Here is a 23,957-nt window from a genome sequence, read left to right on the forward strand (position 1 = left end):
GGGACGGGCGCGGGTGGCGGCGCTGGTGGCGGCGCTGGCGGCGGCGCTGGTGGCGGGGCTGGCGGCGGCGCTGGTGGCGGCGCTGGTGGCGGCGCTGGCGGCGGCGCTGGCGGCGGCGCTGGCGGCGGCGCTGGTGGCGGCGCTGGCGGCGGCGCTGGTGGCGGCGCTGGTGGCGGCGCTGGCGGCGGCGCTGGTGGCGGCCACGGTTCCGGCGGCGCCGGTGGCGCCGGTGGCGGTGCTGGTGGCGGCCACGGTTCCGGCGGCGCCGGTGGCGGTGCTGGTGGCGGTGCTGGTGGCGGTGCTGGTGGCGGTGCTGGTGGCGGTGCTGGCGGCGGCCACGGTTCCGGCGGCGCGGACGGCGGCGGCTCCGGCGGCAGCGCTGGTGGCAACTCTGGCGGTGCGAACGGCGGCAACTCCGGCGGTGGACACGGCTCCAGCGGTGGCGGCGGGCACGGCCACTAGCACACACAGCATCAACGGGCGGTCATCGATCGCGATCACCGCCCTGTCACGCACCCAGGCACACGCCGTTCATCGCGCGTCTCAACGGCCCGTCTCAACGTTGCATCATTGCCGACCGCTTCGGCCATCAACGGTGAATCTCATGCGCGTTTGCGACCGCACAGACGAGCGTCGCCTTTCGCGAAACCAGTTCCGGTCCAACGCGCCCGCTCGACGTCACAACATCTCGAGCGACACCTTCCTTCGCGGCGGTTTGAACGCACTGTCGATCGCCGCAAGCTCCTGGCCGGTCAGCACGACGTCGAGCGACCGACGATTCGCGCGCACGTGCTCCACGCTGCCCGCCTTCGGAATCGCGCAAACCTCGTCTCGCGCGAGCACCCACGCGAGCGCGACCTGGACGACCGACAGCCCGCGAGCACGCGCGATCTCGTCGAGCACCGATCGTTTCGGCAAGCGCATGTGATCGATCGGGCTGTATGCCATCGCAGGCATCCTGCGTGCCTTCATCCAAGGCAGCAGATCGAATTCGCAGCCGCGTCGCGCAACGTTGTAGAGGATCTGATTCGTCGCGCACGCCTGACCGCCCGCTTCGATCAACTCCTCCATATCGTCGACGTCGAAGTTGCTCACACCCCAATGTCGGATCTTCCCGTCTCGACGCAACGACTCGAACGCCTCGACCGTCTCCTCGAGCGGAATACCTCCACGCCAATGCAATAAGTACAGATCCAGCCGATCGGTCTTCAAGCGCTTCAGGCTCGCCTCGCACGAGGCGACGACACCATCCCGGCTCGCGTTGTGCGGATAAACCTTGCTGACGAGAAACACCTGCTCGCGCAATCCCGCGAGCGCCTCCCCAAGCAGCGTTTCGGTCGCACCCTCGCCGTACATCTCGGCCGTATCGATCAACGTCATGCCCAGTTCGATGCCGATGCGCAGTGCGTCGATCTCCGCGTTGCGGTGCTCCGGACGCTCGCCCATTTGCCACGTGCCCTGCCCCAGTCGTGCGATGCGCTCGCCGTCCGGCAGCGTGACGAATCCGTCGTCGCGCGTCATGCTCGCCCCCTCTCAACGATTGGCAATCCGTGCAGTTTAGTCGTGCGCGCCGCCGTCTGCGCCCCCGAACGCCAAATCGCCGGGATCAGAAAGAACAGACAAGTCCAGCGTGGCAGCACCGGGACACGCAGGGTCTGCGATGATCTCGCGCACTGCAGCACGACGGCACGTGAGACACGCGCCTACGCGGATGTCGTCACACGAGGGCGCGATGACATAGAATTGCCGCTTGCCCCTCGCCGCGCGAACTCCATGAACAACGCTTCCTCGGAAGACCGCTGGCGCGATCTGCGCCCCGATCCCGACAACGACACACCGCTGTATCTGCAACTTGCGCGTAAACTCGGCCAGGCGATCCACGAAAACCGTTGGAACGCCGGCGAAGCGCTGCCTTCCGAGCGCGTGCTATCGGATGCGCTCGGCGTATCCCGCATCACGGCGCGCAAGGCGATCGCACTGCTCGTCGAACAAGGGTTGATCCGCCGCACACAGGGTGCGGGCAGCTTCATCACGCCGCGCTACGACGATCCGCTCTCGCGCCTGTCGAGTTTCAGCGAGATGCTGCGCCGGCGCGGGTTCACGCCGAGTTCGACCTGGATCTCGCGCGAGATTCAACCGGCGAGTCGCGACGAAGTGATTCAGCTCGGGTTGTCGCCGGCCGCCGCGGTCACGCGTCTAAAGCGGTTGCGACTTGCCAACGGCATCGTCATGGCTGTCGAGAATTCGACACTGCCCGCATCGGTGATACCCGATCCGAACGCGATCGGCGATTCGCTCTACAGTTACCTCGAGCAACGCGGCCAGGGCATCGTGCGCGCGCTGCAACACTTTCGTGCCGTCAATGCGAGCGACGAAATAGCGCAGCAAATGGGCATCGCCCCGCACGACGCTCTGCTGCTCATTACGCGTATCGGCTACACGGCCGATCAACGTGCGATCGAATTGACCGACACCTATTGCCGCAACGACTACTACGACTTCGTCGCAGAACTGCGCAAGTAGCGCGCGAACGCCACCCGCGCCGCAGCGACTATCACGCGTCCCAGCGCGCGACATCCGTGCCAAGCGGCACGGGCGGCCGGTCGAATCCGGGCGGCGTGGCCGACATGCATTCGGCCGGCGCAGTTGCCAGCACTTTGCCGAACGGCGTCTCCATCGTTTGCATCAGGTCGCGCACGTCGTCGAGGCCCGGATCGGGCGCGCGCCATCCGTCCGCGATCGTTCCCAGCGATTGCAACCACCGGCCTGTCTGCGCAAGCGAAACGCGCACATGCCAGCTCCCGCCTTCGGCCGCGCGTCGCATCAACGCGACCATCGCGCCGAATGCGGCGAGATAGCCCGTCGCATGATCGAGCGCCTGGCATGGCAGATGTTTCGGCGAAGCTGCGCCAGCCGCCTCGGTCTCGGTCCAGGCGATACCACTCGCCGACTGCACGAGACTGTCGAAGCCGCGCCGCTGCGCCCAAGGGCCTGTCGGCCCGTAGGCGCAAATCGATACATAGACGATGCCAGGCCTCGCACGCGCGAGCGCCTCAGGTGAAAATCCATGCGCTGCCAGCGCGCCTGGACGGTAGGCCTGAAGAAAGACGTCGGCCTCTTGCGCGAGCGCAAACAACGTGGCGCGCTCGTCCGCGCGCCGCACATCGAGAAACGCAGAACGCTTGCCGCGGCCGTTGTCTATTACGAGCGGCGCGATGTTCGGCAAATGCGGGCCGTTTACGAGCATGACGTCGGCGCCGTGCTGAGCCAACGTGCGCCCGGCAACGGGACCCGCAATGATGCGACTCAGATCGAGCACGCGCACGCCCGCAAGCGGCCGTGTACCGAGCGAACCGGGTCGCACGCGCGAAGCAACGTCGAACGTTGCGCGACCGTCGTTGAACTCACCGGAAGCACCCGCGTGCGCACCGATCGGCATGGGTGCAGCGTCGCCTTCAGCCACCCCGTCGATCCGCTCGATTTCGAACAGCGGTAGCAACGCGAGCGCGCGGGCTTGCTCGAGCGCTGCCCATTCGTTCGGACTCCTGATCAATGCGGCGCAAAGTCCCGCGTCGGCAAGCGCCTGATCGAGTGCGGCGCCATCGCGCTCGCGAATCGCCGCGCTCACGGCAGCATGATCGTCGGCACAGCCGAGCAGCTTCACGACGCCGCGCCGATGGTGGGGGAAATTGGTATGCAGCTGGATCCAGCGCCCGTCGCGCGTTGCGTAGAACCCCATCAACGGATCGCGCAATTCGGGCGCGGCCCCATCGTCGATGCGCAGATAGCGTTCGCTGCGGAACACCGCGAGCGCGCGGCGCTGCTCAACCTCGACACGCTGGCGACGCCCCGTGCGCAACCGATGACACTCGGCCGCAGCAAGCGCGGCTGCGCCGATCGTCGCGTTCGCAAGCGCGCCAACGCGATAGACGGAGGGCAACCCCGGGTCGTCCCCGGTCAGACGGATGTCATCAAGCGCCGTCGCGGGACAACCCGCCAACGACCACAGATGCTCGAGCGCACGAAAGGCAGTCATGGTCCGAAAAAAGCGAAGTGAAGATGTCGCCGAGTCTAGAATCGGGTCCAATGTCGATCAATCTTGATTCAAATAATCAACATATATCGATTAGTTTGGTTTTTTATCGACGATCTTCCGTTCATGTCCACCTACCTGACCGCGGCCGAGGCGGCCGCCACGCTCGGCGTCAGTCTGCCCACGCTTTATTCGTATGTGAGCCGAGGCGTGCTCAAATCGGCGCCCGAGTCGGTCGGCAAGCGCAGGCTCTATGCGGCCGACGAGGTGCGGCGGCTCGCGCGCCGCAAGGCCGACGGCAAGCGCGCCGGCAAGGTCGCACAGGAAGTGCTCGATTGGGGCGTGCCTGTCCTTGAATCGCGCATCACATTGATCAGCGACGGCCGCCTCGTTTATCGCGGGCGCGATGCTATCGAATTGGCGCGCACAGCCACGCTCGAAGAGGCGGCCTCGTTATTGTGGGAATGCAGCGGCACCTGTTTCGAGGAAGCACCCGATGCCCCGGTCGCCGCCGGCTCATGGCGCGCATGGCTCAGGCAGGCGCATGCCAGTGCGCCGCACGAACGCGCGCTCGCGTTGCTTCCTGCAGCGGCGGCGCACATGCCCCGGCTTTTCACATCGGGCAGGCAGGCGCGCCTCGAGACCGCCGTCATGCTGCTGCGCGTGCTCGCCGCCGCACTCGTCGCGGCCGCACCGTCACGCGTGCCATTGCATCGGCAACTGGCGACGGCCTGGGGTGTGCGCAAGCGCCGTCATCTGGAATTGCTGCGCGCGGCGCTCGTGGTGTGCGCCGACCACGAACTGAACGCATCGACGTTCACGGTACGCTGCATCGCCTCGACCGGCATGCATTTGTTCGGCGCGGTCACGGGCGGTCTCGCCGCATTGGCGGGGCCACGTCATTGCGGCGAAACGATGCTCGTCACGGCGTTGTTTCATGAAGCCTGCGAGGCCGGCGACGTCGATCGTTATGTGGCCGCCCGGCTCGCTCGCGGCGATCAGCAGCAACGCACGATTCTGCCTGGCTTCGGCCACCTGCTCTATCCAAACGGCGATCCGCGCGGCGCACTGCTGCTCGAGTTGCTGGCCCAGTGCGCCACGACGCGCGCCGAACATCGTGCGATGGCCGACATCGACGCGATCGTCCGCGCGGCGCGCGACGCCACGGGCCTCGCACCCACTGTCGATTTCGCGCTGTCGGCGCTCGAACGTGTGCTCGGCCTGCCTCCTGGCGCGGCCTTTTCGCTATTTGCGCTCGGCCGCGCGGCAGGGTGGATCGCCCATGCCATGGAGCAATACGACGACGGCCGGCTGATTCGTCCGCGTGCGCGTTATGTCGGCGTTGACGAACCCGCGGCGTAAGCCATCGTCTTCCCCGCCCGTCGCACATCGCATCAAGCCGCTGCCACGCGCCAGCGCGGCGCCCCGGTGTGGCGGGCAGGTCTCGCACTCGGATCGAGGCCCGTGCACGCGGGCGCAGCTTGGCTGTCGACGTCGCTCAGCGGCCCCGCGTCCGTCGCAGTCATGCGCACGTCGCCGCGACCCGAGCCGATCCACGCCCTGACACCCGCCGGCAAAAGGAACGAAAAACCCGGCTCGAGCCAATAGTCCTCGGCATCGCCCTCCACCGTCAGCCAGAGCGTGCCTTGCGCCACCTCGACGATCAGCGGATGCGCGACGCGCCATAGCGTCGCCGGTTCGTCGCTTTGCATTTCAAACGTCCTGATTTCTCGCATCGCCGTACCCCTTCAAAAACATTTCGTCTAGGCATTATTGCGATTGCGGGCCTACAATCACATGCACAGTGGTGAACAGTTTCGTCGAAACTGTTCAGTCAAAAAACCGAACAGTCACGTGTGACGAAGGTGCGAACGATGAAGATCGAGATCGACCGTGAGAATGGCGTACCGCTGACCGAGCAGATTGTTTCCGCCATGGAGCAATGGATTCGCTCACGCGAGGCGCACGCCGGCGCAAAGTTGCCGTCGATTCGACAGCTTGCGCTCGACTGCAACATCAGCCGCTTTCCCGTCATCGAGGCATACGATCGGCTCGTCTCGCTCGGCTATGTGGAATCGCGGCATGGGTCGGGGTTTTACGTCAGCGGGCGCGTCCATGCGGCCCTCGATCGCTGCGGCGCGTCGGATCCGCGACGTGCCGAGGACGAATCGAACTACATCATGCAGCAGTTCAATCACCCCGGCGACACGCTCAAACTCGGCAGCGGCTTCATTCCCGAAGCGTGGCGCGACATGGACGGCATCGCGCAGGCGGCACGCCACGTCGCGCGTACCGATCCCGGATCGCTGACCGACTATGCGACGCCGCTCGGCAACGCCGCACTGCGCGAACACTTGCAGGCGCGTATCGCGCCGCTCGGTATCCGTGCCGACGCCTCGCAGATATTGATCACGTGCGGCGCGAGCCAGGCCATCGACCTGATCGTCCGTTACATGCTGCGCGCCGGCGATACGATGTTTGTCGAAGACCCCGGCTACTACAACCTGTTCGGGTTGTTGAAGTTGCACGGCATCAACGTCGTCGGTATTCCACGCACGGCGTCCGGTCCCGACATCGACGTGCTGCAAGCCGAGCTCAAGCGCCATCGGCCGCGCGCGGTGTTCGTCAACACGGTGTTTCACAACCCGACGGGCACCGTCGTGGCGCCGTCGGTGGCGTTCCGTCTGCTGCAGCTTGCTCACGAATACGACTTCACGATCGTCGAGGACGACATCTACGCCGATTATCAGGACGACACCACCGATCGCCTCGCTACGCTCGATCAGCTCGAGCGCGTCGTCTATATCGGCGGGTTGTCGAAGACGCTGTCATCTTCGCTGCGGATCGGCTTCGTCGCTGCGAGCCGCCAGATCATCAAGGATCTCGGCGACATCAAGTTGCTGACGAGCATCAGCGGGTCGCCTTTCGCCGAAGCGGTCGCACTCGCGATGCTCGAGCGCGGGGCCTACCGCAAGTTCCTCGAGCGGCTGCGCCGACGCGTATCCGACGCGCTCGGCGCGACGACGCGCTCGCTCGAAGCACACGGCTGGCAACTCTTTGCACCGCCTGTCGGCGGCAAGTTCATATGGGCGCGCGTGCCGCATATCGACGATCCGCAGCAACTGATCGATTGCGCAGCCACATGCGAAGTGACGATTGCACCGGGCAGCTACTTCCGTCCGCATGGCGAGCCGAGCCCCTGGATTCGAATCAATGCGGCCTACGCGCAGGACCGCCGCGCACAAGCGTTCTTCGAGCGGGCACCGCGAATCGAATCGATCGGCAATACGGCGGACATGCGCGAGGACGCGTTGTCGTCCATCGGTTGATCTCGAGCGGCTTACGCCCGTTCCCTTCCACAGGGGCCGGCCTACATCGGCACCCCGGTGCGGCCTGCGCGCGCGCCGCAACGGGGCGGCAGCACCAGCATTGTGCAGCGGCCCTGCCGCGTATTCGCGCCGTCATCCGCATCACAGCGCACTCGCGTGAAGGTTTGACATCTCGCATAAATCTTGCTGTCGTATGCTGTACAGTTCGTAATAAGTACCGAGCGGCGCACCGACGAAGGCGCCTCACGGCGCCGTTTTTATTCCTGTCGGATTTCCAATGAGCATGGTCGATCTCGATCCCCCCGGCTTTCAGCCGCCGCGTCCCGTTGCGGACGACGCGGGTAGCCGCCGCACCGTCGTCTACGGCGGCTATACCGTGTTCAGCGTCTTTCAGCCGGTGTTCTCGGTATCGCACCGTCGCGCGATCGGCTATCACGCCTCGCTGCGCGCGCACGACGAACACGGCGCACAGGCGCCCTCGCGCGACGTCTTCGCGCAGGCGGCGCGACGCGGCGATCTGCTCGAGCTCGGGCGGCTGGCCGAATCGCTACATCTAGGCAATTTCAGTGCAATCGACGGTCATGACGAATGGCTGTTCCTGAGCCTGCATCCCGCCGCGCTGATGGATACGAGCTACGGCGATGCCTTGCTCGCGAATCTCAAGACGCTGGGCTTGCCGCCGCAGCGCGTCGTATTGGAAGTGCCGGAGCAAGCCGGTGGCGAAACGAGCCGCTTCGCCGAGATCGTCGACAGTCTGCGCAAGTCGGGCTTTCTGATCGCGCTCGGCGGCTTCGGCGCCAAACATTCGAATATCGACCGCGTCTGGCATCTGCATCCGGACATCGTCTCGCTCGATCGCGGCATTCTCGCGCAGGCCAGTGAGCACTCACATTTCGAACGCGTCCTGCCGCAACTCGTCTCGCTGCTGCATGAATCGGGACAGCTCGTGCTGATGGGCGGCCTCACCACCGAGCGCGACGCGTTGATCGCGCTCGAGTGCAATGTGGACTTCGTGCAAGGCAGTTATTTCGCCGAGCCGAGTGTCGAGCCGGTCCAACCGCGTGCGGCTGCGGGGCTCATGGACGCGCTTTCGGCCGCGCTGCGCAAACGCGTGGCGGCCCGCGAACGTGCTCAAGCCGAACGTCTCGCACCGTATGTTCAATCGCTCGAGCAGGCGTGCGCGCGTTTCGTGAAGGGCACGCCTGTCGACACTGCGTGCGAGGCGCTGCTCGCGCTGCATGACACAGCGCGCTGTTTCTTGCTCGATGCCGACGGCAGGCAAATTGGCGACAACATCGTGCCACCGGGGCGCGTCGTCTCCCGGCGTGCCAAGCGGTTCAGCCCGTTGCTGCATTCGGAAGGCGCGAGCTGGGCGCATCGTCCGTACTTCACCGAGGCCGTGCGCGCGCCCGGACCCGTGCATGTCACCGCGCCGTATCTGTCGCTGAACGAGGCGCACCTGTGCGTGACCGCGTCAATCGCGGCTAAAACCGCGCAGGGGCTGCAGGTGCTTTGCGTCGATATCGATTGGGAAGCGAATTCGCGACGGCGCTGAGGGTTTGCGAGCGGGCGCAACTTCGCGGACATCCCTGAGCGGGATTGCGCCTGACGCCTGGCGCATACCTGGCTCTGCTTTTCAGCCCTTACGCCGCGCACCGCACTGTCGTCGACTGCGCGCCCGCGATTCGCCTAAGCATCTGCTTGATCGCATGCGAGCCGAAGCGGCCGTTGAGCGCTTCAACCTCCGCCCCGCCCATCTTCAGCGTGACTGAGACCAGCGCGTAACCCGAGCTTGCGCGTAGCAGCTTCAAGCGCAGCACGCCAACCACCTCGCAATCCTGCACCAGCGCGAGCGCTGCTCCGCAATCGCGTGGCAGCGCGTGGAGCTCAAGCGCGGTGAATCCGGCGCATGTCATAGGATCTTCCGCAAGAGACCCGGCGCTCACCGAAGCGCGCCGCGAAACGACGCTGTCCGCAGCAGCCACCGGCACCTCGCGCTCGGTCAAAAGCCGCATGGCGCCCGCCCCATCCGCGCGATGAATGATCTCGAGCAACCGTGCGGCATCCTCCATGCGAGACGCTTGAGCACCCCTATCTCGCCGCGAGCGGTCTGCCCCGCTTTCGTGCTCGTCCGTCAAACGCCGACGCGCACGATGCGCCAATTGCCGGCAATGCGCGGGCGTCTTGCCGACGACCTCGGCAATCTGCGCGTAGTCGCAATCAAACGCCTCATGCAGCACGAATGCCGCACGCTCGTCGGCCGAAAGCCGCTCGAACAACAGCTTGACGGCCTCCGATACCGTCGATGCATGGAGCGCCTCGTCCTCGGCCGATGGAGCCTGTTCGTCCAGCCAAGGCTGCGTCAGTTCGCTTGCGCGCGCCGCTTGCTCCGATTGCAAGCGCCGAATCCGATCGATGGCCAGTCGCGTCGTCACGGTCGTCAACCAGGCGAGCGGCGTGTGCAGCTCGCCCGAAGCCGCGGCATGCCATTTCAGCCATGCGTCCTGCACCACGTCCTCGGCTTCGGCCCGGCTGCCCAACATGCGATAGGCGATCGATATGAGCCGCGCGCGGGCGGCTTCGAAACCCGCTGTCTTGTGTATTTCTTCTTGCGTCATTGAATGGGCTCCTGCAGTCGGGCTTGCGGCGCTGCACGCGCCTCATCGTGTTGACGTTCGAGCACTCGCCGATGTTACGCGCTTCGCAATATTTTTTGTTTTCTGCGCTTGTGCAGCCAATGACGGCGCTTGCCGTCACATCGGCGGCGATCCAAGCGTCATGACAGCAAGGGCCGCTTGCGAGTATTCTCGAACAACGGCCATCGTCGATTCCACGCGAGGAGCACGTATGCCTTTCCATCCCCAAAGCCAGCTCGTCCCAACCGTTATCGAACAAACGGGTCGGGGCGAGCGCGCGTACGACATCTACTCGCGGCTACTGCGCGAGCGCATCGTCTTTCTCGTCGGCCCAGTCACCGATCAAACGGCAAGCCTCATCGTCGCCCAAATGCTGTTTTTGGAATCGGAGAACCCCGATAAGGACATCTTCTTTTATATCAACTCGCCGGGCGGGTCGGTCTACGATGGGCTCGCGATCTACGACACCATGCAATTCATCAAGCCGCAGGTTTCCACACTCTGCACGGGATTCGCAGCGAGCATGGGAACGTTCCTGCTGGCCGCTGGCGCCAAAGGCAAGCGCTTCGCGCTGCCGAACGCCCGCATCATGATTCATCAGCCGTCAGGCGGCAGTCAGGGCACCGCGGCCGACATCGAGATCCAAGCCAAGGAAGTGCTGTTTCTGCGTGAACGGCTCAACCAGGTGCTTGCTGAAAGGACGGGCCAATCAGTCGAACAGATCGCGAAAGATACGGATCGCGATAACTTTATGTCTGCAGCCGCGGCGAAGGACTATGGGCTTGTCGATGACGTGTTGACCGACCGCGTTACGCTCGCCGATGTCGCACGGCGCACGTCGCTCTGACGCCGCGCACTCGGCCGTGTGGGCAAAGCAGCCGCCTCGCCGGGCACTTCGAAATCGAGCCAGGCTTGGCCGCTGAAAAACAAAACCCTCGCGCGCGGCGAGGGTCTTTGTGGAGGCCGGGCGCTGCGTATGAGCGCCCGGACCTTTCGCACACTCTGACTCAGGCGAAATTCTTCGCTGCAAAATCCCAGTTCGCGATATTCCAGAATGCTTCGACGAACTTCGGACGGGCATTGCGGTAGTCGATGTAGTACGCGTGTTCCCAAACGTCGATCGTCAGCAGCGGTTTGGCGTCCGTCGTCAACGGCGTAGCGGCGTTGCTCGTCGAAACGATGTCGAGCGAACCGTCAGCCTTCTTCACGAGCCACGTCCAGCCCGAACCGAAGTTGCCGACCGCTGCCTTCGAGAACGCTTCCTTGAACGCGTCGTACGAACCCCACTTGGCGTTGATCGCGTCGCCCAGCGCGCCGCTCGGCGCACCGCCGCCTTGCGGCTTCAGGCTATTCCAGAAAAACGTGTGATTCCAGATTTGCGCCGCGTTGTTGAACACGCCGCCCGACGCCTTCTTGACGATCTCTTCGAGCTGCAGGTTTTCGAACTCGGTGCCCTTGATCAGGTTGTTCAGGTTCGTGACGTAGGCTTGATGGTGCTTGCCGTAGTGGTACTCGAGCGTTTCTTCCGACATATGCGGAGCGAGAGCGTTCTTCGCGTACGGCAGCGGCGGGAGCGTATGTTCCATGGTGCTGATCCTTCTGTGTTATGGGGATGTAGGCGGCTAACGCTGTAGAACACTGGATTGTAGGCGACTTGGAATAACCCCGCAAACGAGCGGCCTTTATGCGCAGCATTGACCGCGGTGCGCCGCAATTGGCGTAAAAAATGCTGTAGCCGCGGATTGCCGTGCACCCTGGCCTCGCGCCACTACCCTCCGATCAAAACCCATCGGTCAAGCGCGACTGGACATCCTTGAGCGTCACGTCGGCCGAGCCCTCGGCCACGTGAACTGTAAGCCGCTTGTCGCGTTTGAGCGTTGCCGGCGAGCGCACGGCCCGGCCCGTTTGCGCGTCGATGAGCGCCGCGTAGCCGCGTTCGAGCGTCCGCTGCGGGCTCAACACGTCGAGCCGCGCCGCCAGCGCCGCAACCTTCGAAGCGCGGCGCTCCTCCTGCCGCTCGAACGCAGCGTCGAGCCGCCGCCCGAGCCCGACCACCGACGAGCGCGCCGCCGTCAGATCGGGACGCCAACGTTGCCAGCGCAAGCGCACGAGCGCGAAGCGCGCCTGCGCATCGCGCAACGGGCGCGCCCCCGCCGATGCGAGCCTCGCCTGCAACTGCTGCAAATGCACACGCTGTCTGCGCAAGCGCTCGGCGGGACTCACGAGCCGACGCGCCAGCCAGTCGAGCTGCTGCGCCCGCCGCTCCATGTGCCGGCCGAATCCGCGCGCGAGCGCGGCCGTGCGGTGATCGAGTTCGCGCAGCAGCATCGTGCGCTGCGGGCTCACAAGCTCGGCAGCGCCCGTCGGCGTAGGTGCGCGCACGTCGGCCGCGAAATCGGCAATCGTAAAGTCGGTTTCGTGGCCAACACCGCTCACGATCGGCAATTCACTCGAAGCGATCGCACGCGCGAGCCCCTCTTCGTTGAACGACCAGAGGTCTTCGATCGAGCCTCCGCCGCGGCAGACGATCAATACGTCCACCTCGCGGCGCGCGTTCGCCGTGGCGACCATGGCCGCGAGCTTTTCGCCCGCACCCGCACCTTGTACGGGCGCCGGATAGACGATCACGGGGATATGCGGCGCGCGGCGCGAGAGCGTGGTCAGGACATCGCGCAACGCGGCCGCCTGCAACGACGTCACGATGCCGATGGCATGCGGATGCGTCGGCAAAGGCCGTTTTCGCTCCGGTGCGAACAGGCCCTCCGCCTCGAGCTGCGCTTTGAGCCGCAAGAACATCTCGTAAAGACGGCCCGTCCCGGTGCGGCGCACGGCCTCGACGTTCAACTGCAGTTCGCCGCGCGGCTCGTACATCGTCACGAGCGCGCGCACCTCGATTTTGTCGCCTTCGCGCGGCGTGAATTCGGCGTACTGCGCGCGCCCGCGGAACATGACGCAGCGCATTTGCGCTTGCGCATCCTTGATCGAAAAGTACCAATGGCCGCTGGCGGCCCGCGTGAAGTTCGAGACTTCGCCGGCGACCCAAACGAGCGGAAACGACCGCTCGAGCATCGTCCCGATCGCGCGATTGAGCACAGACACCGGGACGGCCACGTCGGCCTCGAACGAAGCGGACCCGGATGTCGTTGCGGCGCCACCGGGCGGGAATGGAGAACGGGATTGCATGGGGAACCTTGGTTTTGGCCGCTGAGACGATAGACCGGCGCGCGGCCGCCGTCCAGTGCCCGCACTGCAGCATGCAAGGTTTCCCACATAGGGGGGCGCTGCCACCGGCGGCGTCAACTGACGAATGGAACCGCGGAAAGCGGCAAACTGACGTTACAAACTACTGATTTATAAGGAAATTTTTTTCGTAGGACTTTAGCGGCGGCCGATAGGAAGCTTGATTTATCGACGTTTCCGGCCACCAGGGTCGAAGTTTTTCACAGAGTTATCCACAGGGCATCTGCCACTCGATGGTGGACGACCCGCTGATTGCCAGCTTGCAGGGCGCTCGCTGGCCACGCTACAGTGCCGGCTCTGTTCCACCACGGTCCTACGACCCGCCCAACCCCACCACCATGGATCGCTTCGCCGACCGCATCAAAGCCCGCGCGCAAGCCTATGTGACTCGCGAATGGCAACGCCGCGGCGCATTCGCCTGGGCCCTGACGCCCGCTGCCGCGCTGTTCGGCGCCATCGCCGCCTTTCGGCGCGCGACCTTCGCCCTCGGCTGGCGCGAGCGCGTGGACGTGGGCGTGCCAGTCGTCGTGGTCGGCAATGTGACCGTAGGCGGCACGGGCAAGACGCCGACCGTCATCGCGCTCGTGGATGCGCTGCGCGCCGCCGGCTTTACGCCCGGCGTGGTTTCGCGCGGCTATGGGTCGAAGGCGGGCGAACCGCGCCCGGTCACGTCGGCCTCTTCGCCGGCGCAGGTCGGCGACGAACCGGTGCTGATCGCCCGGCGCACGAGCGTGCCGGTGTGGGTATGCGCCGATCGCGTCGCGTGCGCCAAGGCACTGCGCGCGGCGCATGACGATGTCGACGTCATCGTCAGCGACGACGGGCTGCAGCATTACCGGCTTGCGCGCGCAGTCGAGCTCGTCGTCTTCGATCAACGCCTGGGCGGCAACGGTTTTCTGCTGCCCGCCGGCCCTCTGCGGGAGCCGCTCTCGCGACATCGCGACGCCACGCTGATCAACAATCCGTTCGAGCGCGCGCTGCCGCCGTGGCCCGACACGTTCGCACTGACGCTCGCGCCGGGCGACGCATGGCATCTGGGCGATCCGAGTCTGCGTCGGCCGTTGGCCCAATTCATCGGAGCGCGCATGCTGGCCGCGGCCGGCATTGGGGCACCGGAGCGCTTTTTTGCGACGCTGCGCGCGGCCGGGCTGGCGCCCGCCACACGTCCGCTACCGGACCACTACGCGTTTCGCGACAACCCGTTCGTCAACGAACCGGTCGACGCAATCCTGGTGACCGAGAAGGATGCAGTAAAATTGAGCGCTTGGCGTGACGCTCGGATCTGGGTCGTACCGGTCGAAGCCACGCTCCCCGCTCGCCTCATCGCCTTGGTTGTGGAGAAACTCCGTGGACGCTCGCCTGCTTGAAATTCTCGTTTGCCCGATCTGCAAGGGTCCGCTCACCTACGATCGCGCGCAGCAAGAACTCATCTGCCAAGCCGACAAGCTGGCTTATCCGATTCGTGACGGCATCCCCGTCATGCTGGTCGACGAGGCGCGCCAGACCGTCGAAGGCACACCGGTCGAGCCGCTCGACCCAGCGGGCGGCGCCTGAGGTACCGCTGAAGGCGCCTTCCAGGACGCCGCTCGACGTGCCGCGTCTGGGCCCGCCCGAATTGACTGACGTACCCCGCGCAACACGAATTCATCCTGCCTGGCCCATTACCCGATGACTGTCTCCGCCCGCCTAGACGCACCGCCTTTCGTCGCCGTCGTTCCCGCGCGTCTCGCCTCGACCCGCCTGCCTGAGAAGCCGCTCGCCGACATCGCCGGCAAACCGATGGTTGTGCGCGTGGCGCAGCGCGCGCTGCAGGCCGGGGCGCAACGGGTGCTGATTGCGACCGACGATGAGCGCGTGCTGCAGGCGGCCCAGGCGCACGGGGTGGAGGCGCTGCTCACGCGCGCCGATCACCCGTCGGGCACCGACCGTCTCGCGGAAGTCGCCGCGCGCCTGAACCTGGCCGACGATACGATCGTGGTGAATGTGCAAGGCGACGAGCCGCTGATCGATCCTGCGCTCGTGCGCGACGTTGCGTCGCACCTTGCAGCCAACCCGGACTGCGCGATCGCAACGGCCGCGCATCCGATCGTCGATCCATCCGACGTTTTCAATCCGAACGTCGTCAAGGTCGTGCTCGATGCGCGCGGGGTTGCGTTGTACTTCTCTCGCGCGCCGATTCCCTGGCTGCGCGACGCCTATCAACCGCACGCCGGTGCGCAAACGATCGAGCTCGCCGCCATGCCGGCGCCGCCCGCCGATACGGTGTTCCGGCACATCGGCCTGTACGCTTATCGCGCGCGCTTCCTGCGTACTTATCCGACGCTCGCCCAGGCGCCGATCGAACAAGCCGAGATGCTCGAGCAACTGCGGGCGATGTGGCATGGCGAGCGCATCGCCGTGCGCGTGACGCATGAGGCACCGGCGCCCGGCGTCGATACGCTTGCCGATCTCGAGCGCGTGCGCGCACTTTTCCTGTCGAATCCCTGACGTTGTTTTTCCTGTCAAAGCCCTAACGCGTGGCATAATCAGGGCCGATTGCGCGAGCAGCATTCGCACTATTCGCTTCCGATTCCCGTTCGCCCCCCATGCCGCCCGAGTGCGGCTTGCGTGTCGTCCAGCACGATGCGGCAAGCCCGACGTGCGGCCGACGCACGTTTGCGTCCTTGCCGGCAACGCCACGCGTCGAAGCGTATTGCGCCAGGCATCTTGCGTTTGCTTTTCGCGCCGCAGCATTTACACACAATTCGGAGAAAGAGCATGCGTTTGATCCTGTTGGGCGCGCCGGGCGCCGGCAAGGGTACCCAGGCTAACTACATCAAAGAACAATTCGGAATCCCGCAGATTTCGACCGGCGACATGCTGCGCGCCGCGGTCAAGGCAGGCTCGCCGCTCGGCGTGGAAGCGAAGCGGTATATGGACGCGGGCGAGCTCGTGCCCGACGCGCTCATCATCAATCTCGTCAAAGAACGCCTGCTCGAAGCCGATTGCAGGAACGGCTATCTGTTCGACGGTTTCCCCCGCACGCTGCCGCAGGCCGAAGCCATGAAGGAAGCCGGCGTCGCGATCGACTATGTGCTCGAGATCGACGTCCCTTTCGACGAAATCATCGTTCGCATGAGTGGTCGCCGCACGCACCCGGCATCGGGGCGCACCTATCACGTCAGGTTCAATCCGCCGAAGATCGAAGGCAAGGACGACGTCACGGGCGAGCCGCTGGTTCAGCGCGAGGACGACAAGGAAGAGACCGTGAAGAAGCGCCTCGACGTGTATGTCGCGCAGACCAAGCCGCTCATCGACTACTACCAGCAATGGGCGCAGCGCGGCGTCGAAAACGGTCTCAGCGCGCCGCAATATCGCCGCATTTCGGGCCTCGGCAGCGTCGACGAAATCCGTCAGCGAGTCTTCGAAGCGCTGAAGTAGCGCAGTTGCCCCTCACGCGTGAGCCCTGGCGGCTCACGTTCGCGGCTCGCGTATCCACACGCCGTTCAGCGCCATGCCGAGCGGCGTTTTTCATGCGCGGCTCCTTTTTCTTCGCCATCGTGACCGGCAGATGACCTCGCAACACAGGCCCGCGAGCGATTACAATCGGCGGCGGCCTGCGCGCCAACCGGTCACGAGCCGCGCGGACGCTGGGATGCATTCTCTTTTGAACACGTAAGGAGCAGCAGCATGGAGATTCGCGGCAACGCATTTTTGGTCACCGGCGGCGCGTCCGGTCTTGGCGCGGCAACGGCGCGCCTGTTCGCCGAAAATGGCGGCAAGGTGGTGATCGCCGATTTGAATGAAGATTCGGGCACCGCGCTCGCCGCCGAGCTGGGTGGCGTCTTCGTCAAATGCGACGTCAGCCGCGAGGCCGATGCACTGCAGGCCGTCGAGGCGGCAACGCGACTTGGCCCGCTCGTCGGGCTCGTCAACTGCGCAGGCGTCGCACCGGCAATCAAGACGGTCGGCAAGGACGGCCCGCACCCGCTCGACAAATTCCAGCGCACGATCGAGATCAACCTGATCGGCACGTTCAATATGCTGCGGCTCGCGGCCTATGAAATGTCGAAGAACGCACCCAATGCGAACGGCGAGCGCGGCGTGATCGTCAATACGGCCTCTGTCGCCGCTTTCGACGGACAAATCGGCCAGGCCGCTTACGCCGCTTCGAAAAGCGGCGTCGCGGGTATGACCCTGCCCGTTGCGCGCGATCTTTCGCGCAATGCGATTCGCGTGATGACGATCGCCCCCGGCATCTTCGAAACGCCAATGTTGCTGGGCATGCCGAAGGAAGTGCAGGATGCGCTCGGCGCAATGGTGCCGTTCCCGCCGCGACTGGGCAAGCCGAACGAGTACGCGATGCTCGTCAAGCAGATCTTCGACAATCCGATGCTCAACGGCGAAGTCATCCGCTTGGACGGCGCGATTCGGATGCAACCGAAGTAATCGCCGCAACCGATCGATCGGTTGCTCGAGAAGCAAACGCCCGCCCGGCGCAGATACAAACACACCGGACGGGCGCTTTCTTCACCTTCTACGGTCCTGCGTCGTTCGTCCCGCCTGCTGATCGTGGTCGCCCCCTCACGCGGCGCGAACCTCAATTGCCGTGATCGGTACGCTGACGCAGTTCGTTCAATTGCGACTCGACTGCAGTCGCGTCTTCGGCATCGGGCCGATCGCCAAGGTAACGTTCGAGATCTTCGAGCGCCGGCCGCAGGTAGTCGAGCCGCGCGTAGGCGAATCCGCGATCGCGCACTTCCTCCAGATTCTCCGGCAGCAGCACGACGAGCCGCTGCTGCACTGCGAGCAGCCGTTGCCAGCGCTCCGTCTGCAGGTAGACCGCTTTCAGATTGCGCAGCATGCGCGCGACGATCTCGCGCGGCGTGGCCGGCTGCAACAACATGCGCAGCGCGCTGCCGATCGACTGCTCGGTATGCGAAATGTACGGCTCGAGCATGTCGACCATCTGTGCTTCGGACAGCGACTGGCCTGTCGTCGGATCGAGCATGACGTCGCCTTCGGGCAGCGTCACGCGCAACAGAAAGTGTCCCGGGAACGAGACGCCCTTGACCGGTACGCCGATCTGTTCGCCCAACTCCAGGTACAGCACCGCCAGCGAAATCGGAATGCCGCGTCGGCGCTTGAGCACCACGTTCAGATGGCTGTTGTCGGGGTCGTAGTAATCGTTCAGATTGCCGGCGAAGCCCAACTCGCGGAAAAAAAATCGGTTCAGCGTGCCGATTCTTTCGGTGAGATCGGCAGCCTCGGGCAAGCGACGCTTCAAGCGCAGCGCAAGTTCGTCGAGTTCGCCCAGCACCGCTTCGAGGTCGAGATCGGGGTAAGCGTCCTGGGCGAGCGAGATCGCTGTCTCGGTCAGAGGCAGGCTATCGTCGTCGGCAACAAGGGTCGCGAAATAATCGAGAACGGATGTCATGGCGGTCACTTGGCACGCCTTCTGAAGTACGCGTATTTGAAGCCCATCAGCCAAAGCATACTGAAATATAGCGCGGCAAACAGAACGATACAGGCTCCGAGCAAGGCGATGCGCGCGATGGGGCGCGCCCGAAGCCCAACCCAGTCGAAACTGATCGAGCTCCAGTGCATGGCGCCTGCAAGCAGCAATGCCGCGCCCACCAGTTGCACGAAAAAGCGCAACCACCCGCTCGACGGAGTATAGATCCCTCGCCGACGCAATCCGATGAATAACAATGCCGCGTTGACGCAAGCGCCGAGCCCGACGCTCAGCGTCAGCCCCGCATGCGCGAATACGGGCACGAAGGCGTAGTTCGACAACTGCGTGACGACGAGCACGGCGATACCGATCTTCACGGGCGTCTTGATGTCCTGTTTGGCGTAGAAGCCCGGCGCCAGGATTTTGATCAGGATCAGACCGATGAGCCCGACGCCGTACGCCGCCAGCGCCCGCGCAACCATGGCGACCGAATGTGCGTCGAAGCGGCCGTAGTCGAATAGCCCGGCCGTAAGCGGCACGGCGAAAAAGAACAGCGCGAGCGCGCTCGGCACGGCGAGCAGGAATGTGACTCGCAGGCCCCAATCGAGCAGGGCCGAATATTCGTGCGGATCTTCATCGGCGTGCGCCTTGGCCAGACTGGGCAGCAGGATCGTACCGAGCGCGACACCGAGCAAGGCCGTCGGAAACTCCATGAGCCGATCTGCGTAATAGATCCACGAAACGGCGCCCGGCCCGAGACGCGAGGCGATGTTCGTATTGATGATGAGGCTCAGCTGCGCCACCGAAACGGCGAACGTGGCGGGCACCATCTTGACGAGCACGCGCTTGACGCCGCGATGCGCAAGTGCCGCGACGGGATTCAGCCCGATGTGCGGCGCCATGTCGATCTTTTTCAGCGCCGGCAATTGCACGAGGAATTGCAGCACGCCGCCGACGATCACGGCCCATGCGAGCGCGAATACGGGTACCTTCATGTGCGGCGCGACGAATGCGGCCGCAATGATGAAGACGATATTGAGCAGGACCGGCGCGAACGCGGGCAGCGAAAAGCTCCCGTACGTGTTCAGCACGCCCGAGGCGAGCGTCGTCAGCGAAATGAAAATGATGTAGGGGAACATGATCCGCGTCATCGACGCGGCGAGCGCGAACGCCTGGCCGTCGGCACGCAACCCCGAGGCGACGACGTAGACGACCCAGGACGCGCCAAGCGCCCCCAGCACGGAAATGGCGGCGAGCGCCCAGGCAAGCACGGTCGACATCGCATCGACGAGCGCTTTGGTGGCATCGTGCCCCTGCTGATTCTTGAACTCGGCAAGGATCGGCACGAACGCCTGCGAAAACGCCCCTTCGGCGGACAAACGCCGCAGCAGGTTCGGAATACGGAAAGCGACGTAGAAAGCGTCGGTGTATTGGCTGGCGCCGAACGCACGGGCGATCAGCGTCTCGCGGGCCAGTCCGGTCACGCGCGACAGCAGCGTGAAGCCGCTGACCGTCAGCAGGGCTCGGAATAGATTCATGGGGCGCTAATTATACGGGCACCGACGGCACGGCCGAACGGCAATTCCGGCGTTTCGACCGCATGGGCGGCAACAGGTTGCAGCCGGACCGGCTGCAGTCGAACCGGTTCGGCCGGATTCCTGTTGAACTTGCCATGTGCCTGATTTTGTTGCTATACTCGCGCGTTTCGAGGCTCTACCTCGAGTTCGGTCTCGGCCGCTTGTCGGCTTTTTCTTGTTTTCTGCCGGCCCCGGTGGCGGTCGAACAGGGTCAAACGGGATCGAAAATGCGCGAAAGCCGCAAGCACGCTTCGCCGAAGTTTTTACACTTCTGGGCAATCGCTTCCAGACGTATGGACCAAAAAACGGCACTCGATTGGCCTTCCGGCCGGGCGCCGAAACAGTACAGGACAAGGAACTCTCATGGCTAACTCCGCACAAGCACGCAAGCGCGCCCGTCAGGCCGCGAAGGCGAACTCGCACAACTCGGCACTGCGCTCGAAGTACCGCACGGCGGTCAAGGCTGTCCGCAAGGCAATCGAAGCCGGCGACCAAGCCAAGGCAGCGGAAGTTTTCCGCGCATCGTCGAAGACGCTCGACATCATCGCCGACAAGAAGATCGTGCATAAGAACAAGGCCGCTCGCCATAAGAGCCGCCTGGCCGCAGCCATCAAGGGTCTGCAAGCCGCTGCTGCATAATAAGTCTCAGTTGACCCGGTTGATCGGTTGACCGCAGCAGGTACGAACCGCCGAGGCGCGCAACGCCTCGCCGCTCACAAGCGGAGTGGCCGATAGGCGAATTCGCCGGCCGCGTCACCGGCTCGTGCTGCCCGGCAACAAAAAAGCCCGCAATTCAGCGATGAACTTGCGGGCTTTTTTGCGCCTGAACTTTGGCCTGAACTCATCAGGCTATGATCGGAACTGCGATTGCGGGATCCGCGCTATCCCGAGTTGATCGTGGGGCGAGCCGCGAGAGCGCGAGCCGATACCGCCCTACTTCCGCTTGGATGCGCCGTGATCGTCGGGCAACTCGCACGCCTCGGTGACGACGAGATCGTTGTCCTTCGCGAAGTTCATGACAAAGTCGAACGCCATCGGCTCGATGTCGCGCAGCCGCGAATCGAGAATGACACATTTGAGATCGCCGAGGAGGAGGGGCCGGACGTAGCGCGAATACTGCAGCCGCGCGTTCGGGCCTTGAGCGCCGGGGCCGAAGCAGGACATCACCCCTGCGAGGCGCTCGGACCAATCACTGGGCCGGAATTTCTTCCCGCTCTTCGTGATGCCTTGAATGAAGTATTCGGTGTGGGGTGCTTCGGCCATGTAAGAAACCCATGAAACGTGCCCGAAGCCTGCCCGCCGGGCTTGGGAAAACTCGTCGATTATACCACCGCGCGGCGGTTTTGCCGCACTGCACACAAACGGGGCAGACCCGCCGGCCGGGCAGCGCGCGGCTCGTCAAACGCCCGAAAATCCTTTATGCTGCCTTGAGTTACCACATCCGACGGCGGCGCCGTCCGGTGCCGGCGCACCGGGTGAAGCCCGCCGTATTTGTTTTATGGCCGCCAAACAAATCCGTCACTACCTGCAGTTCAACGACTTCTCCCGGGACGACTACGAGTACGTGCTAGAGCGTGCCCGCATCCTGAAACGCAAGTTCAAGAACTACGAGACGTACCATCCGCTGCACGATCGCACGCTCGCGATGATTTTCGAGAAGAACTCGACGCGCACGCGCCTTTCGTTCGAAGCCGGCATCTTCCAGCTCGGGGGCCATGCCGTGTTCATGAGCACGCGCGATACCCAACTCGGCCGCGGCGAGCCGATCGAAGACGCCGCCCAGGTGATCTCGCGCATGACGGACATCATCATGATCCGCACGTTCGGCCAAGACATCTTGCGCCGCTTCGCGGAAAACTCACGCGTGCCCGTGATCAACGGCCTCACCAACGAGTACCATCCGTGCCAGGTGCTCGCCGATATCTTCACGTTCTACGAACATCGGGGCCCGATCGCCGGCAAGACGGTCGCTTGGGTTGGCGACGCCAACAATATGCTCTACACGTGGATCGAAGCAGCCCAGATTCTGGGTTTCAAGCTGCGCATTTCCACGCCGGCCGGTTACAAGCTCGACCCGGCGCTTGTCGCTCAAGAGAGCAGGCCGTTCTTCGAGGAATTCGAAGATCCGAACGAAGCCTGCGTCGGCGCCGATCTGGTCACGACCGACGTCTGGACCAGCATGGGCTTCGAAGACGAAAACGAGGCGCGCAAAGCCGCGTTCGCCGATTGGTGCGTCGATGCCGAAATGATGGCGCGCGCTCAGCCGGACGCGCTTTTCATGCACTGCCTGCCCGCGCATCGCGGCGAGGAAGTCACCGCCGAAGTGATCGATGGGCCGCAAAGCGTCGTTTGGGACGAAGCCGAGAACCGGCTGCATGTTCAGAAGGCGCTGATGGAATACCTGCTGCTCGGCAAGCTCAATCATTGACGGACCAGGCGGCCCACGCCCCGATCGGCGCATCTTCGTCGAAAGGGGGCGGCCGCCGGCAAGCAGGCGTACCCACGACGATGTCTGTCCGGGGTCTGCGCCAGTTCCTCAGCCCCCGTTAAATCACCACGGGTTCCGGCTCGAGTTCGACGCCAAAGCGCGCGCGCACATCCTCCTGGATTGCCTGGGCGAGCGCCAGCACTTGCGCCCCCGTCGCGCCACCGTGGTTCACGAGCACGAGCGCCTGCCGCTCATGGACACCTGCTCCACCCATCACTCTGCCCTTCCAGCCGCATCGATCGATGAGCCAGCCGGCCGCCAGTTTGACGCGACCGTCCGGCTGTCGATACGAGACGATCTGGGGCTCGCGCGCGTGCAATGCGTCGAACGTCTGTGCATCGACGACGGGATTCTTGAAAAAGCTGCCGGCATTGCCGACGACGGCCGGATCGGGCAGTTTGGCGCGCCGCACGGCAACCACGGCATCGAAGATCGCCCGTGGCGACGGTCCCGCCCCGCTCGTTGCGAGCGCGCGCGCAACGTCCGCATACTCCGCGTGCGGCGTCCATGCCTTTGCCAGACGGAACGTCACTGACGTGATCGCAAACCGCCCGCGCCCTTCACGCTTGAAAAAGCTGTCGCGGTAGCCGAAGCCGCATTGCGCCGCATCGAATTCATGCATGTCGCCCGTCGCCAATTCAACCGCGCGCAGCGAGCCGAAGCGCTCGGCCAATTCGAGCCCGTATGCGCCGATGTTCTGCACGGGGGCCGCGCCGACCGTGCCGGGGATCAGCGCCAGGTTCTCGAGTCCCGGCAGCCCCTGCCCGAGCGTCCATGCAACGAATTCATGCCAGTTCTCTCCGGCCGCCGCTTCGACGTACCAGGCTTCGCTGTCTTCGCGTACGAGACGCTTGCCCGCGAGCGCGACGTGCATCACGACGCCCTCGAAGTCGCGCGTGAGGACGATATTGCTGCCGCCGCCGAGCACGAGATGCGGCAGCCCCGCGACGCGCGGGTCGCGCAATACGGCGGCGAACTGCTCAGGCGACTCGATTCGGCAAAACCAACGCGCACGCGCGTCGAAACCGAACGTGTTGCAGGCACGCAGCGAATAGTCGGACAGGAGAAGCGGTGTAGCGGCGGAAACGGACATCGGCGAATTGAGCACTTGCATGGAGTACCGGAGCAGACCCGGAGCAGACGTCGCACAATGCGATGCATCATGCGCTGCGGCGTTCGTCCGACGTTTTCTCGGGAGAAAGGCGTCGGTAAAATAGCGG

At 64.5% G+C, this 23,957-nt stretch carries 23 protein-coding genes; 12 read left to right on the forward strand and 11 right to left on the reverse strand.

Translation table 11 applies throughout. From position 1 onward, the window contains the following. Positions 1-501: hypothetical protein (locus C0Z19_RS28440; RefSeq protein ID WP_199180761.1), on the reverse strand; the 501-nt coding region annotated here is incomplete at its 3' end. A 177-nt stretch (positions 502-678) separates the two neighbouring features. Beyond that, on the reverse strand, positions 679-1,521 hold the full coding sequence (locus C0Z19_RS05835) for an aldo/keto reductase (RefSeq protein ID WP_102608868.1): 843 nt from the start codon (positions 1,519-1,521) through the stop codon (positions 679-681). 252 nt (positions 1,522-1,773) lie between these two features. Here C0Z19_RS05835 and C0Z19_RS05840 point away from each other — a divergent pair, with 252 nt between their 5' ends. Continuing rightward, positions 1,774-2,523, forward strand: a complete 750-nt coding sequence (locus C0Z19_RS05840; protein ID WP_102608869.1) for a GntR family transcriptional regulator — start codon at positions 1,774-1,776, stop codon at positions 2,521-2,523. A gap of 31 nt (positions 2,524-2,554) precedes the next feature. Here the strand turns inward: C0Z19_RS05840 and C0Z19_RS05845 are convergent, their stop codons facing one another. Continuing rightward, on the reverse strand, positions 2,555-4,036 hold the full coding sequence (locus tag C0Z19_RS05845) for a CoA transferase (protein ID WP_102608870.1): 1,482 nt from the start codon (positions 4,034-4,036) through the stop codon (positions 2,555-2,557). Between the two features lie 123 nt (positions 4,037-4,159). Between C0Z19_RS05845 and C0Z19_RS05850 the strand changes: the two genes are divergently transcribed. Next, positions 4,160-5,395, forward strand: coding sequence for a citrate/2-methylcitrate synthase (locus tag C0Z19_RS05850; RefSeq protein WP_102608871.1), 1,236 nt, complete (start codon positions 4,160-4,162; stop codon positions 5,393-5,395). A 32-nt stretch (positions 5,396-5,427) separates the two neighbouring features. Here C0Z19_RS05850 and C0Z19_RS05855 read toward each other — a convergent pair whose 3' ends face one another. Further along, complete coding sequence (locus C0Z19_RS05855; RefSeq protein ID WP_233196023.1) at positions 5,428-5,745, reverse strand: DUF2917 domain-containing protein; 318 nt, start codon at positions 5,743-5,745, stop codon at positions 5,428-5,430. A gap of 162 nt (positions 5,746-5,907) precedes the next feature. Here C0Z19_RS05855 and C0Z19_RS05860 point away from each other — a divergent pair, with 162 nt between their 5' ends. After that, positions 5,908-7,362: an aminotransferase-like domain-containing protein gene (locus tag C0Z19_RS05860; protein WP_102609114.1), complete on the forward strand. Its 1,455-nt coding sequence runs from the start codon at positions 5,908-5,910 to the stop codon at positions 7,360-7,362. Between the two features lie 277 nt (positions 7,363-7,639). Beyond that, on the forward strand, positions 7,640-8,917 hold the full coding sequence (locus C0Z19_RS05865) for a sensor domain-containing phosphodiesterase (protein ID WP_102608873.1): 1,278 nt from the start codon (positions 7,640-7,642) through the stop codon (positions 8,915-8,917). 88 nt (positions 8,918-9,005) lie between these two features. Here C0Z19_RS05865 and C0Z19_RS05870 read toward each other — a convergent pair whose 3' ends face one another. Then, positions 9,006-9,980 carry a sigma-70 family RNA polymerase sigma factor gene (locus C0Z19_RS05870; RefSeq protein ID WP_102608874.1) on the reverse strand — a complete coding sequence of 325 codons (975 nt, stop codon included), beginning with the start codon at positions 9,978-9,980 and terminating at the stop codon, positions 9,006-9,008. A 229-nt stretch (positions 9,981-10,209) separates the two neighbouring features. On the opposite strand from C0Z19_RS05870, the gene clpP reads away from it, so the two are divergent. After that, entirely contained in the window at positions 10,210-10,845 is a 636-nt protein-coding gene (gene clpP, locus C0Z19_RS05875; protein ID WP_102608875.1) for an ATP-dependent Clp endopeptidase proteolytic subunit ClpP, read from the forward strand. Between the two features lie 160 nt (positions 10,846-11,005). On the opposite strand, the gene sodB is transcribed toward clpP, so the two are convergent. Together sodB and xseA are read right to left on the reverse strand one after the other, a co-directional pair. Beyond that, on the reverse strand, positions 11,006-11,584 hold the full coding sequence (gene sodB / locus C0Z19_RS05880) for a superoxide dismutase [Fe] (protein WP_102608876.1): 579 nt from the start codon (positions 11,582-11,584) through the stop codon (positions 11,006-11,008). A 193-nt stretch (positions 11,585-11,777) separates the two neighbouring features. Next, on the reverse strand, positions 11,778-13,181 hold the full coding sequence (gene xseA, locus C0Z19_RS05885; RefSeq protein WP_102608877.1) for an exodeoxyribonuclease VII large subunit: 1,404 nt from the start codon (positions 13,179-13,181) through the stop codon (positions 11,778-11,780). A 395-nt stretch (positions 13,182-13,576) separates the two neighbouring features. Here xseA and lpxK point away from each other — a divergent pair, with 395 nt between their 5' ends. From lpxK to C0Z19_RS05910, 5 genes are all read left to right on the forward strand, one after another. Further along, positions 13,577-14,605 (forward strand): tetraacyldisaccharide 4'-kinase, encoded by a 1,029-nt coding sequence (lpxK, locus tag C0Z19_RS05890; RefSeq protein WP_102608878.1) that lies wholly within the window; start codon positions 13,577-13,579, stop codon positions 14,603-14,605. After that, entirely contained in the window at positions 14,586-14,792 is a 207-nt protein-coding gene (locus C0Z19_RS05895) for a Trm112 family protein (RefSeq protein WP_102608879.1), read from the forward strand. Before lpxK ends, C0Z19_RS05895 begins: the two co-directional genes overlap by 20 nt. Before the next feature lie 114 nt (positions 14,793-14,906). Next, positions 14,907-15,725 (forward strand): 3-deoxy-manno-octulosonate cytidylyltransferase, encoded by an 819-nt coding sequence (gene kdsB / locus C0Z19_RS05900; protein ID WP_102608880.1) that lies wholly within the window; start codon positions 14,907-14,909, stop codon positions 15,723-15,725. 270 nt (positions 15,726-15,995) lie between these two features. Then, on the forward strand, positions 15,996-16,658 hold the full coding sequence (gene adk, locus C0Z19_RS05905) for an adenylate kinase (RefSeq protein ID WP_102608881.1): 663 nt from the start codon (positions 15,996-15,998) through the stop codon (positions 16,656-16,658). A 249-nt stretch (positions 16,659-16,907) separates the two neighbouring features. Beyond that, a complete protein-coding gene (locus C0Z19_RS05910) occupies positions 16,908-17,666 on the forward strand; it encodes a 3-hydroxyacyl-CoA dehydrogenase (RefSeq protein ID WP_102608882.1) in 759 nt (252 codons plus the stop codon). Between the two features lie 151 nt (positions 17,667-17,817). Here the strand turns inward: C0Z19_RS05910 and C0Z19_RS05915 are convergent, their stop codons facing one another. Next, positions 17,818-18,654: a SirB1 family protein gene (locus C0Z19_RS05915; protein ID WP_102609115.1), complete on the reverse strand. Its 837-nt coding sequence runs from the start codon at positions 18,652-18,654 to the stop codon at positions 17,818-17,820. Between the two features lie 5 nt (positions 18,655-18,659). Beyond that, positions 18,660-20,210 (reverse strand): murein biosynthesis integral membrane protein MurJ, encoded by a 1,551-nt coding sequence (gene murJ / locus C0Z19_RS05920; protein WP_102608883.1) that lies wholly within the window; start codon positions 20,208-20,210, stop codon positions 18,660-18,662. 402 nt (positions 20,211-20,612) lie between these two features. On the opposite strand from murJ, the gene rpsT reads away from it, so the two are divergent. After that, the gene (gene rpsT / locus C0Z19_RS05930; protein ID WP_102608885.1) at positions 20,613-20,888 is read left to right on the forward strand and encodes a 30S ribosomal protein S20; all 276 of its coding nucleotides are present in this window, start codon (positions 20,613-20,615) and stop codon (positions 20,886-20,888) included. 294 nt (positions 20,889-21,182) lie between these two features. Here the strand turns inward: rpsT and C0Z19_RS05935 are convergent, their stop codons facing one another. Next, on the reverse strand, positions 21,183-21,512 hold the full coding sequence (locus tag C0Z19_RS05935) for a DUF3579 domain-containing protein (RefSeq protein WP_102608886.1): 330 nt from the start codon (positions 21,510-21,512) through the stop codon (positions 21,183-21,185). Between the two features lie 235 nt (positions 21,513-21,747). Between C0Z19_RS05935 and argF the strand changes: the two genes are divergently transcribed. Continuing rightward, the gene (gene argF / locus C0Z19_RS05940; RefSeq protein WP_102608887.1) at positions 21,748-22,677 is read left to right on the forward strand and encodes an ornithine carbamoyltransferase; all 930 of its coding nucleotides are present in this window, start codon (positions 21,748-21,750) and stop codon (positions 22,675-22,677) included. Between the two features lie 118 nt (positions 22,678-22,795). On the opposite strand, the gene murB is transcribed toward argF, so the two are convergent. Then, entirely contained in the window at positions 22,796-23,830 is a 1,035-nt protein-coding gene (gene murB, locus C0Z19_RS05945) for a UDP-N-acetylmuramate dehydrogenase (protein WP_102609116.1), read from the reverse strand. Positions 23,831-23,957 lie beyond the last annotated feature (127 nt).

The sequence above is a fragment of the Trinickia soli genome, assembly GCF_002879855.1.
GTDB lineage: Bacteria > Pseudomonadota > Gammaproteobacteria > Burkholderiales > Burkholderiaceae > Trinickia > Trinickia soli.

Bases quoted from the DNA above. Each gene is read 5' to 3' on its own strand.
- C0Z19_RS05835 (WP_102608868.1), bottom strand. From the start codon at position 1,521: ATGACGCGCGACGACGGATTCGTCACGCTGCCGGACGGCGAGCGCATC.
- C0Z19_RS05840 (WP_102608869.1), top strand. From the start codon at position 1,774: ATGAACAACGCTTCCTCGGAAGACCGCTGGCGCGATCTGCGCCCCGAT.
- C0Z19_RS05845 (WP_102608870.1), bottom strand. From the start codon at position 4,036: ATGACTGCCTTTCGTGCGCTCGAGCATCTGTGGTCGTTGGCGGGTTGT.
- C0Z19_RS05850 (WP_102608871.1), top strand. From the start codon at position 4,160: ATGTCCACCTACCTGACCGCGGCCGAGGCGGCCGCCACGCTCGGCGTC.
- C0Z19_RS05855 (WP_233196023.1), bottom strand. From the start codon at position 5,745: ATGCAAAGCGACGAACCGGCGACGCTATGGCGCGTCGCGCATCCGCTG.
- C0Z19_RS05860 (WP_102609114.1), top strand. From the start codon at position 5,908: ATGAAGATCGAGATCGACCGTGAGAATGGCGTACCGCTGACCGAGCAG.
- C0Z19_RS05865 (WP_102608873.1), top strand. From the start codon at position 7,640: ATGAGCATGGTCGATCTCGATCCCCCCGGCTTTCAGCCGCCGCGTCCC.
- C0Z19_RS05870 (WP_102608874.1), bottom strand. From the start codon at position 9,980: ATGACGCAAGAAGAAATACACAAGACAGCGGGTTTCGAAGCCGCCCGC.
- clpP (WP_102608875.1), top strand. From the start codon at position 10,210: ATGCCTTTCCATCCCCAAAGCCAGCTCGTCCCAACCGTTATCGAACAA.
- sodB (WP_102608876.1), bottom strand. From the start codon at position 11,584: ATGGAACATACGCTCCCGCCGCTGCCGTACGCGAAGAACGCTCTCGCT.
- xseA (WP_102608877.1), bottom strand. From the start codon at position 13,181: ATGCAATCCCGTTCTCCATTCCCGCCCGGTGGCGCCGCAACGACATCC.
- lpxK (WP_102608878.1), top strand. From the start codon at position 13,577: ATGGATCGCTTCGCCGACCGCATCAAAGCCCGCGCGCAAGCCTATGTG.
- kdsB (WP_102608880.1), top strand. From the start codon at position 14,907: ATGACTGTCTCCGCCCGCCTAGACGCACCGCCTTTCGTCGCCGTCGTT.
- adk (WP_102608881.1), top strand. From the start codon at position 15,996: ATGCGTTTGATCCTGTTGGGCGCGCCGGGCGCCGGCAAGGGTACCCAG.
- C0Z19_RS05910 (WP_102608882.1), top strand. From the start codon at position 16,908: ATGGAGATTCGCGGCAACGCATTTTTGGTCACCGGCGGCGCGTCCGGT.
- C0Z19_RS05915 (WP_102609115.1), bottom strand. From the start codon at position 18,654: ATGACATCCGTTCTCGATTATTTCGCGACCCTTGTTGCCGACGACGAT.
- murJ (WP_102608883.1), bottom strand. From the start codon at position 20,210: ATGAATCTATTCCGAGCCCTGCTGACGGTCAGCGGCTTCACGCTGCTG.
- rpsT (WP_102608885.1), top strand. From the start codon at position 20,613: ATGGCTAACTCCGCACAAGCACGCAAGCGCGCCCGTCAGGCCGCGAAG.
- C0Z19_RS05935 (WP_102608886.1), bottom strand. From the start codon at position 21,512: ATGGCCGAAGCACCCCACACCGAATACTTCATTCAAGGCATCACGAAG.
- argF (WP_102608887.1), top strand. From the start codon at position 21,748: ATGGCCGCCAAACAAATCCGTCACTACCTGCAGTTCAACGACTTCTCC.
- murB (WP_102609116.1), bottom strand. From the start codon at position 23,830: ATGTCCGTTTCCGCCGCTACACCGCTTCTCCTGTCCGACTATTCGCTG.